Source organism: Arthrobacter sp. GCM10027362 (assembly GCF_042679445.1).
In the GTDB taxonomy this organism is placed as follows: Bacteria; Actinomycetota; Actinomycetes; order Actinomycetales; family Micrococcaceae; genus Crystallibacter.
The window spans coordinates 1-9897 of the sequence record NZ_JBHTML010000152.1 but is presented as its reverse complement, the minus strand read 5'-3'; the positions used below and the strand labels follow the sequence as shown (position 1 = coordinate 9897).

The following is a 9897-nucleotide window of genomic DNA, read 5'->3' as shown; positions in this document are numbered from 1 at the left end:
AGCCGGCTGCGGGCCTCGGCGGCCGGAGCCCTGCGGACGGCGGAGGAGCTCGGCCGGGCCTTCCCGGGCGTGGCAGTGGTCTCCTCGGCGGGCGAGCACATCAAGGACACCGTGGGATCCGGTCCGGCCTTGGTGGTGGCCACCCCCGGCGCCGAACCGGTGGCCGCGGCCGGCTACGCGGCAGCGCTGCTGCTGGACGGCAACGCGATGCTCAGCCGGGAATCGCTGCGTGCCTCCGAGGAAACGCTGCGGCGCTGGTTCGGCGCCGCCTCGCTGGTGCATCCGGCCACCGAGGGCGGGATCGTGGTCGTCACCGCCGACAGCGACGCCGTCGTCGGGTCCTTGGTGCGCTGGGATCCGGCCGGTGCGGCGGCCCGGGAACTGGACCTGCGCCGCGAGCTGCAGCTGCCCCCGGCGGTGCGGATCGCCGCCCTGACCGGCAGCCAGGCCGGCATCGAACTGTTCCTGCAGGACCTGCAGCTGCCGCCGGTGCGGCTGGTGGGACCGGTCCCGCTGCCGGGCCCGGCAGCGGAGGGACAGCCGGCGCACCGGCTGCTGATCTTCTTCGGCTACCGGGAGGCCGCCGCCGTGACCGCGGCGCTGCGCACCCGCAAGGCTGCGCTCTCGGCCAAAAGGACCCCGGATCCGGTGCAGGTCCGCCTCGACGGGCTGGATCTGATCTAGCCCCAGTACCGTTTGGCCGGGCCTGCTGCCGGCTTCTCCGCCTGTCGCGGCCCGGCGGCCGTGTCGAACCCGGACGACAGTGCTTCCTCTGGACCGCAACCTTATTGGTAGGTAGCGTTGCACCATGCGGGGCAAGGGCAACGCGAAGGCAGCGGCAACGGGTGCCGGACATGACGCGGCGACGCGTCCGTCATCTGGCCGGCGTTGGATCCGCAGTGCCGCACCCGGCATCGCCGGGCCCGCGCGCCGCTTGCTGCAGGCCTACCAAACCGAGTATGCGATCTACGGCACCGTCCTTGTGAGCGCCCTGATCGCCATCGGCTGGGAGTACAACACCGACCTGGAAGTGTTCTTGTTCACCCTGGGAACGGTGGGCGTCTTCTGGCTGGCCCACATCTACTCCGGCGTGGTTGCAGGCAGCCTCTCGACGGAGCATCGCGGAAAGGCAATCTGGACGGCGGTGCTGGCGTCCGCCCGGCATTCCATGGGCATGGTGCTTGCGATGCTCCTGCCGGCCGTCTTCCTGCTGCTGGCGGCTGCGGGTGTGCTTGACGAGTATGTTGCCTACTACATCGCCCTGTGGGTCGGGGTCGTCATTCTCGCGGTGCTGGGATACGCCAATGCCGCCAGGCGCGGCAGCCATTGGCCCCTGCGCCTGCTCAGCGCGGCCACCACGTCGGTCCTGGGCCTGGGCATCATCTCGCTCAGCGCGCTCGTGCATTGACAGCCGCCGTCCGGCCCGGAAATCAGGTGCGGGCCGAGCGCAGCCGCAGCACCTCTTCGGCGGCCTCCAGCAGCTGGGCTGCGGAGGTGTCCCAGTCGTAGCCGGCGGCGCGCAGCACCCCGTCCACGGAGGCCCGGCGCCAGCGGGCGTCGGCCTCGAGCTCGCCGACGGCCGCGGCGAAGGCGGCCGGGTCCAGCGGGTCCACATGCAGCGCGGCCCCGCCGGCCACCTCGCGGAAGATCGGGATGTCGCTGGCGATCACGGGCGTGCCGGCGGCCATGGCCTCGATCAGCGGCAGCCCGTAGCCTTCGTCCCGGGACAGGGTGACCAGCGCCGTGGTGCTGCGCAGCAGGTCACGGTACTTTTCCTCGGACACCCCCCGGTGGAAGACGAGCTGCTGCGGATCCCGCGCCAGGGCGGTGAACTCGGCCCGCCGCTGCTCGGCGATCGGGCTGAGCAGGTGCAGTTCGTAGCCGGGCAGCTGCGCCATGGCCGCGACCAGGGTTTCGACGTTCTTGTAGGGCATGAAGGATCCCATGTACAGCAGGGTCTTCTCCCGCGGCCCGGCCGGGTCGCGCGGCGGGCCCTGCGGCACCGAGGCGTTGGAGACGATCCGCAGCGGGCGCCGGGTCAGCCGGGCCTGCTGCATCAGGGAGCGGGTGGTGGCGCTGACCGTGGCGACGACGTCGGCCCGGTTCAGCAGCAGCCGCTGGGGCCAGTAGGCCTTGTGGTACAGGCGCCAGAGCAGCTGCACCGGCCTGGGCAGGAAGCCCGGGGGCTTCGGATGCCGGTAGTAGATCAAATCGTGCAGGGTCAGGATCAGCCCGTAGCGGCGGCCGAAACTGCCCATCGTCTGCATCGGGCAGAACACCACGTCCGCCCCGAGCCTGTTCACCTCGCGCGCCACGAACAGTTCGGCCGGGGAGAGCGGGCTGTTGATCTTCACCCACGGCACGTCCGGCAGCCAGGCAAGCTGGCGTTCGTCCGAGATCAGCATGGTGACGTCGGCCCGCCTGGCGGCGGCCTCGATCAGGTTCGCGCCGTAGCGGCTGATACCGTCCAGCTGGTCGGTGCGGGTAAAGCGGGCATCCATTACCAGTTTCATGCGCCCGGCTCCCCGGCCAAGGCAGCGGCGAAGCCGGCCACCAGCAAGGCGGCCGCGGCAGGTGCCTCGTAGTGGATCAGATGTCCCACGTCCTCGATAAACTCCAGCCGCGCCTGCGGGATCATTGCTGCCATCCGCCGCTGGCTGGCCACCGAGCCGAGGTCGTCCTTGACGCCGGCGATGAGCAGCACCGGCATCCCGAGCCGGGAAGCGACCTGGCCGACGTCGTCCGAAATCGAGGCCTGGAAGGCCTCCAGCACCACCTCCCGGTTGGCGAAGGCGCTGAAGTAGCGGTAGTGCTGGTCGTGGATGAACCGGCGCAGGCCCGGATCCCTGGTCTTGGCCATCATCCCGGACATCGCCCGCACGATCAGCGGATGGCGCAGCAGCCACAGTCCGGCCCGCGCCGGCAGCTTCGCGGCCAGTACATAGTAGGCTTCCGCCAGCCGCGAGGCCGCTGCCCGGGAGCCCCGCAGCGCGGGTTCGCTGATTGGGTTCACCAGCACCAGGGCGCGGAAGGCCTCCGGGGTGGCAGCCAGCAGCCGGGCCGCGATGATGGAGCCGAAGGAGTGGCCCAGCAGGAGGGTCTGCGGGCCCAGGCCCGCGGCGGCGGCGAAGTCCTGGAGGAAACGCACGTAACCGTCGACGTCGTGCCGGCCGCGGGCGAAGGGGGCGGACTCGCCGAAGCCGGGCAGGTCCGGGACCAGCACTCGGAAGTCCGGCAGTGCGGCCGCCAGCAGTTCCAGTCCGTGGTGGTCGCCGCGGAACCCGTGCACCATGAGCAGGGTGGCGGCGCCGGGGCCGGTCTCGGCCGGGTATTCCCAGTAGCTGACGTTGCCGTGCGGGAAGGACAGGACATGGCGGAGCGCGCGCTCCTGCACCGAAGGCACCGGTCAGTTCACCTCGTCCGGATCCTTGCCGATCCGGCCGTTGCGCTCCAGCCCGGCCATCCGCTGCATCGCCTCCTCGTCCAGGCTGAACCCGCGCAGGTCGAAGTTTTCCCGGATCCGCGCCGCCGAGCTCGCCTTGGGGATGACGATATTGCCCAGCTGCAGGTGCCAGCGCAGGGTGACCTGCGCCGGGGTGCGGCCCAGCCGGCGGGCCAGGTCCTGCACCACCGGGTCGGCCAGCACGGCGCCGCGGCCCAGCGGGCTCCACGCCTCGGTGCGGATGCCGTGCCGGTCGTGGAAGGCGCGCAGTTCGGCCTGCTGCAGCCACGGGTGCAGCTCGACCTGGTTCACCGCCGGAACCACCTCGGTGGCGTCCAGCAACTGCTCCAGGTGGTGGACCTTGAAGTTGGAGACGCCGATGGCCCGGACCCGGCCCTCGTGGTAGAGCCGCTCGAGGGCGCGGTAGGTCTCGATGAACTTGCCGCGCCGCGGCTGCGGCCAGTGGATCAGGTACAGGTCCACGTAATCCAGGGCCAGTTCCTTGAGCGAATGGTCGTAGGCGCGCAGGGTGGCGTCGAAGCCGTGGGAGTCGTTCCAGACCTTGGTGGTAATGAAGATGTCCTCGCGGCTGGCTTCCGACTCCTCCGAGGTGAACCGGTGTACGGCCTGGCCCACGCCGGCCTCGTTGGCGTACAGCGCTGCGGTGTCCAGGTGGCGGTAGCCCGCGTCCAGGGCCAGGGTGCACAGCGACGCGGCATCCACCGGTGGGACCTTGTACAGCCCGAAGCCGATCCGGTCCATCAGCACGCCGTTGTTGAGCGGCACCTTCTCAGATCGCATAGGAAAGACTCTATCGGGCTTTGGCCCGATCTTTGCCCCATCCTGCCCCCATCCTCGCGGCAGCGCCTGCCGAGGTCCCCGATCCTCGCTTCGTCCGGACCGGGGCCCCGGCAGGTAGGCTTGCGCCCATGCCGGATTTCGTCATCTCCATCGACCAGGGCACCACCTCCACCCGCGCCATCGTCTTCGACCACGGCGGCCGGGCAGTGGCGGCCGGGCAGAAGGAGCACCGGCAGATCCTGCCGCGGCCGGGCTGGGTTGAACACAACCCGGCCGAGATCTGGGACAACGTGCGCGAGGTGGTGGGTGTGGCGCTGTCCCGGGCCGGCCTGACCCGGCACGACATCGCCGCCGTCGGACTGACCAACCAGCGTGAAACCACCGTGGTCTGGGACCGGCACACCGGTGAGCCGGTGTGCAATGCCATCGTCTGGCAGGACGTGCGCACCCAGCAGCTCTGCGACGAGTTGGCGGCCGACGAAGGACCGGACCGCTTCAAGGCCGCGACCGGGCTGCCGCTCTCGCCGTATTTTTCCGGCACCAAGCTGAGGTGGATCCTGGACAACGTGCCGGGGACGCGGGCGCGGGCGGAGGACGGGGACCTGCTGTTCGGCACCATGGACACCTGGGTGCTGTGGAACCTGACCGGCGGGCCCGACGGCGGCGTGCACGCCACGGATGTGACCAATGCGTCCCGGACCCTGTTCATGGACCTGCGGACACTGCAGTGGGACGAGTCGATCCTGGCCGCCTTTGGCGTGCCGGTGGAGATGCTGCCGGCCATCCGCTCCTCGGCCGAGGTCTATGGTCCGGTGCACGGTTCGCAGCTGCTGCGGATGGTCCCGGTAGCGGGCATCCTCGGCGACCAGCAGGCGGCCACCTTCGGCCAGGCCGCATTCGGGCGCGGAGCGGCCAAGAACACGTACGGGACCGGATGCTTCGTCGTCGTCAATACCGGCGGGGACATCGTCAGCTCCAGCAACGGCCTGCTGACCACCGTCGCCTACCGGATCGGCAGCCAGCCGCCGCAATATGCGCTGGAAGGATCCATTGCCGTCGCCGGCTCGCTCATCCAATGGCTGCGGGACAACCTGGGCATCGTGGGGTCGGCCGCCGAAGCGGAGGCCCTGGCCGCCACCGTGCCGGACAGCGGCGGAGCCTACTTCGTGCCGGCGTTCTCGGGCCTGTTCGCACCGTACTGGCGGCCCGAGGCCCGCGGGGCGCTGGTCGGGCTGACCCGCTTCGTGACCAAGGCCCACATTGCCCGCGCCGCGCTGGAGGCCACGGCGTTCCAGACCCGCGAGGTCCTGGACGCGGTCAACGCCGACGCGCCGGTGCCGCTGCGCGAGCTCAGGGTCGACGGCGGCATGGTCGCCAATGACGCGCTGATGCAGTTCCAGGCCGACATCCTCGGCGTGCCGGTGGTCCGGCCGAAGGTGGCCGAAACGACGGCGCTGGGCGCGGCCTATGCGGCCGGGCTCGCCGCCGGCTACTGGTCGGGGACTGGGGAACTGGCCGCCAACTGGGCCGAGGACAAGCGCTGGGTGCCGCGGCTGGAGCCTGCCGAACGGGAGCGCCGGCTGCGGCTGTGGAAGAAGGCGGTCACCCGGACCTTCGACTGGGTGGACGCCGACGTGCGTTGACATCCCCGGCCTGAAGGCCGGGGCGCTGCGCCGCAGCCGATGGCGGCGGGTGCCGGATCGACGCGGGGACTGGGGTAGAGTAGTGCCATGTTTGCCCTTTCGCTGAGCTAGCCGCATCCTGAGGCAGGTTCCGGCTCCCACCGGCATGGCCGACCCGCACGACGTGCTGCGGCCGCCCCTCGATGCGGAGGGGCTTTTGTGTGTCTGAGGCAAAGCAGCAACCTGGCAGCAAGTTAGACCCAAGGGGACGAGGCAAGTCAACGTGAGTACGCAGTCTGGGATCGGGCAGAGCGAGTACAGTTTCCCGGCGATGGAGGCCAAGTGGCCGGCCGTGTGGGAAGAGCTCGGGGTGTTCACGCCGGCCGACGACGGTTCCAGGGAACGCCGCTACGTCCTGGACATGTTCCCGTATCCCTCCGGCGACCTGCACATGGGCCACGCCGAAGCCTTCGCCATGGGCGACGTCGTCGCCCGCTACTGGCGCCTGAAGGGTTACGACGTGCTGCACCCGATCGGCTGGGACTCCTTCGGCCTGCCGGCGGAGAACGCCGCAATCAAGCGCAATGCCCATCCCAGCGAGTGGACCTACGCCAACATCGAAACCCAGGCCGCGTCCTTCAAGCGCTACGCGATCAGCGCCGACTGGTCCCGCCGGCTGCACACCTCCGATCCGGAGTATTACCGCTGGACCCAGTGGCTGTTCCTGCGCTTCTATGAGCGCGGGCTGGCCTACCGCAAGAACTCGCCGGTCAACTGGTGCCCGAAGGACCTGACCGTGCTGGCCAACGAACAGGTGGTCAACGGGGCGTGCGAACGTTGCGGCACGCCGGTGACCAAGAAGAGCCTGAACCAGTGGTACTTCAGGATCACCGAGTACGCGGACCGGCTGCTCGAGGACATGGAGGAGCTCAAGGGCCACTGGCCCGAGCGCGTGCTGGCCATGCAGCGCAACTGGATCGGCCGCTCCGAGGGTGCGCACGTCAACTTCGTGATCGAGGCCGCGGACGGTGTGCCCGCCCGCGAGGTCACGGTCTTCACCACCCGTCCGGACACCCTGCACGGGGCCACCTTCTTCGTGGTCGCCGCGGACGCCCACCTGGCCCTGGACCTGGTCACCCCGGAGCAGCACGATGCGCTGATGGAGTACCGGGAAAAGGTCAAGGCGCTCTCCGATATCGAGCGCCAGTCCACCGAGCGGGAGAAGACCGGCGTCTTCCTGGGCCGCTACGCCGTCAACCCGCTCAACGGCGAGAAGCTGCCGGTCTGGGCCGCGGACTATGTGCTGGCGGACTACGGCACCGGCGCCATCATGGCCGTGCCCGCGCACGACCAGCGCGACCTGGACTTCGCCCGGGCCTTCGGCCTGCCGGTGCGCGCGGTGGTGGACACCGGCGAGGAGGATCCGGCGGTGACCGGGATCGCCACCGCCGGTGAGGGCACGTTGACCAACTCCGGCGAGCTCAACGGCCTGTCCAAGGCCAAGGGAATCGCCCGCGCGATCGAACTGGTCGAGGCGGCCGGCACCGGTGAGCGTGCGGTCAACTACCGGCTGCGGGACTGGCTGCTGTCCCGCCAGCGGTTCTGGGGTGCCCCGATCCCGATCATCCACTGCGCCGAATGCGGCGAGGTGCCGGTGCCGGACGACCAGCTGCCGGTGAGGCTGCCCGAAGACCTGCGCGGCGAGGCGCTGGCGCCCAAGGGCACCTCGCCGCTGGCGGCCGCCGCGGACTGGGTCAACGTCTCCTGCCCCAGCTGCGGCCGTGCCGCCATGCGCGACACGGACACCATGGACACCTTCGTGGATTCGTCCTGGTACTACCTGCGCTTCGCTTCCCCGCAGTACACCGAAGGCCCGTTCGATGTCGAGGCGGTCAAGCGGTGGCTGCCGGTGGGCCAGTACGTCGGCGGCGTCGAACACGCCATCCTGCACCTGCTTTACAGCCGCTTCTTCACCAAGGTCCTGCAGGACATGGGACTGGTGGACTTCGACGAGCCGTTCGCGGCGCTGCTGAACCAGGGCCAGGTGCTCAACGGCGGCAAGGCCATGAGCAAGTCGCTGGGCAATGGCGTGGACCTGGGCGAGCAGCTGGACAAGTTCGGCGTGGACGCGGTGCGTCTGACGATGGTCTTCGCTTCCCCGCCGGAGGACGACGTCGACTGGGCCGATGTCTCGCCGTCCGGCTCGGCGAAGTTCCTGGCCCGTGCCTGGCGCCTTGGCCAGGACATCACCTCGCCGGTGGGCGCGGATCCGGCCGCGGGGGACCGGGCCTTGCGCGCGGTCACCCACCGCACTGTCGCGGATGCGCAGGAGCTGCTCGACGCCCACAAGTTCAACGTCGTCATCGCGCGCCTGATGGAGCTGGTCAACGCCACCCGCAAGGCGATCGACTCCGGTGCCGGCGGCGCCGATCCGGCCGCGCGCGAGGCCGCGGAGGCCGTGGCGATCATCCTGAGCCTCTTCGCCCCCTACACCGCCGAGGACCTCTGGGCGGCGCTGGGCCATGAGCCCTCCGTGGCCGCGGCAGCCTGGCCGGCGGTGGAGCAGGACCTGCTGGTGCAGGCCACCGTGACCGCCGTCGTGCAGGTCCAGGGCAAGGTCCGGGACCGCCTCCAGGTGCCCGCCGACATCAGCGAGGAGGACCTGAAGGCCCTGGCCCTCCAGTCCGAGCAGGTGGCCCGGACGCTGGACGGGCGCGGCATCCGCACGGTGATTGTCCGTGCGCCGAAACTGGTCAACGTCGTCCCCGCCTGAGGTCCGGCCTGTGTCCTGGCTTGAGGAGTTGCTGCAGCGCTCCCGCCGGCTGCTGCACGTCCCGGCGCATCGCCACCTGCCGCCGCGGCCGCGCGTGGCCGTCGTGACCGATTCCGCGGCGGCGCTGCCAGCCGAATGGGTGGCGCAGCCGGACACCGCGGACTGGCTGCGGATCGTGCCGATGCCGGTGATGGTCTCCGGACAGATCTACGGCGAAGGCGTCGACGACGTCCGCGCGGTGCTCTCCGTGGGTCTGGCCGAGGGCACGGATATCAAGACCTCCCGGCCGTCCCCGGGGCTCTTCCGGCGCACCTACGCGGAGCTGGAGGGGCTCGGCTTTGACGCCATTGTGTCCGTACACATTTCGGCCGAACTGTCCGGGACCGTCGAGGCCGCCGGGCTCGCGGCCGCCGGCGTCGGGATTCCGGTGGAGGTGGTCGATACCCGCACGGTGGCCATGTGCGAGGGCTTCGCCGTCATTGCCGCCGTGCTGGCCGCGCAGGCAGGTGCCGGGGTGAAGGACGTGGCCGCCCGTGCCCGTGCCGCCGCCGGAGCCTGTGACGTTGTCTTCTACGTGCCCAACCTGGAGCAGCTGCGCCGCGGCGGGCGGGTCGGAGCGGCAGCGGGATTGCTGGGTTCGCTGCTGGCGATCAAGCCGCTGCTCGAAGTCCGTGACGGCCGGATCGTTCCGTTGGAGCGGGTCCGTACCGCGGCCAAGGCCCAGGCCCGGCTCCAGCAGCTGGTCCTCCGCCGGATCGAACGGCTGGAGTATTCACCGCAGCTGGCCGTGCACTACTTCGGCAACCAGGCGGAGGCCGACGAGCTGGCCCGGCGGATGTCCGCCCATGTCGGCGGTCCCGTACTGGTGACACCGGTGCCGTCGGTACTGGCCGCCCACACCGGGCTGGGCGTGCTCGGGGTGGTGATCGGGCCGGAGCTGCCGGCTGCATCCTGACCTCCACAGGCAGGCCACAGCCCGGTACCGTCCCCGGCGGCGCCCGGCGGCGGCGGTGCCGCCGCCCGAGGTCCTAGCGTGGAGGCATGGGCCGCCACCGCTGGGCAACAGAGTCCGCAACCAGCAGTACCAGCCGCACTGGTGTGCGGGTGAGGTTCCGGATTGCTGCAGGAGCCGCGGTGGTGGTGGCCGGTGCTGCTTTGGGCACGGGCATCGCCCGTGTTGCCGGGGCGGACCTGGACCGCGACGTCGCCCAGGTGGCCAGCGTGCCGCTGGCCCCGCCGGCCTCGCCACCGGCCCCGCG

Annotated in this window: 7 protein-coding genes and 1 pseudogene; 5 read left to right on the top strand and 3 right to left on the bottom strand. The window is 70.6% G+C overall.

Annotation, left to right across the window (positions count from 1 at the left end):
* Both ACFQ36_RS17365 and ACFQ36_RS17360 read left to right on the top strand, forming a co-directional pair.
* Positions 1-684: pseudogene (locus ACFQ36_RS17365) on the top strand (primosomal protein N'); the annotation flags it as partial.
* Between the two features lie 298 nt (positions 685-982).
* Entirely contained in the window at positions 983-1408 is a 426-nt protein-coding gene (locus ACFQ36_RS17360) for a hypothetical protein (RefSeq protein WP_377015869.1), read from the top strand.
* Between the two features lie 22 nt (positions 1409-1430).
* On the opposite strand, the gene ACFQ36_RS17355 is transcribed toward ACFQ36_RS17360, so the two are convergent.
* The 3 genes from ACFQ36_RS17355 to ACFQ36_RS17345 are packed head-to-tail and all read right to left on the bottom strand — an operon-like array spanning position 1431 to position 4243.
* Positions 1431-2513 carry a glycosyltransferase family 4 protein gene (locus ACFQ36_RS17355; protein WP_377015867.1) on the bottom strand — a complete coding sequence of 361 codons (1083 nt, stop codon included), beginning with the start codon at positions 2511-2513 and terminating at the stop codon, positions 1431-1433.
* Complete coding sequence (locus ACFQ36_RS17350; RefSeq protein WP_377015865.1) at positions 2510-3403, bottom strand: alpha/beta fold hydrolase; 894 nt, start codon at positions 3401-3403, stop codon at positions 2510-2512. Before ACFQ36_RS17350 ends, ACFQ36_RS17355 begins: the two co-directional genes overlap by 4 nt.
* 3 nt (positions 3404-3406) lie before the next feature.
* Positions 3407-4243: an aldo/keto reductase gene (locus ACFQ36_RS17345; RefSeq protein WP_377015863.1), complete on the bottom strand. Its 837-nt coding sequence runs from the start codon at positions 4241-4243 to the stop codon at positions 3407-3409.
* Between the two features lie 128 nt (positions 4244-4371).
* Here ACFQ36_RS17345 and glpK point away from each other — a divergent pair, with 128 nt between their 5' ends.
* The 3 genes from glpK (at position 4372) to ACFQ36_RS17330 (ending at position 9593) form a co-directional block, all read left to right on the top strand.
* Positions 4372-5886, top strand: coding sequence for a glycerol kinase GlpK (gene glpK / locus ACFQ36_RS17340; protein ID WP_377015861.1), 1515 nt, complete (start codon positions 4372-4374; stop codon positions 5884-5886).
* A gap of 310 nt (positions 5887-6196) precedes the next feature.
* Positions 6197-8638: a leucine--tRNA ligase gene (gene leuS, locus ACFQ36_RS17335; protein ID WP_377015871.1), complete on the top strand. Its 2442-nt coding sequence runs from the start codon at positions 6197-6199 to the stop codon at positions 8636-8638.
* Positions 8639-8648: 10 nt separating this feature from the next.
* On the top strand, positions 8649-9593 hold the full coding sequence (locus ACFQ36_RS17330; protein ID WP_377015859.1) for a DegV family protein: 945 nt from the start codon (positions 8649-8651) through the stop codon (positions 9591-9593).
* Positions 9594-9897: the final 304 nt, after the last annotated feature.

Bases quoted from the DNA above. Each gene is read 5' to 3' on its own strand.
- ACFQ36_RS17355 (WP_377015867.1), bottom strand. From the start codon at position 2,513: ATGAAACTGGTAATGGATGCCCGCTTTACCCGCACCGACCAGCTGGAC.
- ACFQ36_RS17345 (WP_377015863.1), bottom strand. From the start codon at position 4,243: ATGCGATCTGAGAAGGTGCCGCTCAACAACGGCGTGCTGATGGACCGG.
- glpK (WP_377015861.1), top strand. From the start codon at position 4,372: ATGCCGGATTTCGTCATCTCCATCGACCAGGGCACCACCTCCACCCGC.
- leuS (WP_377015871.1), top strand. From the start codon at position 6,197: ATGGAGGCCAAGTGGCCGGCCGTGTGGGAAGAGCTCGGGGTGTTCACG.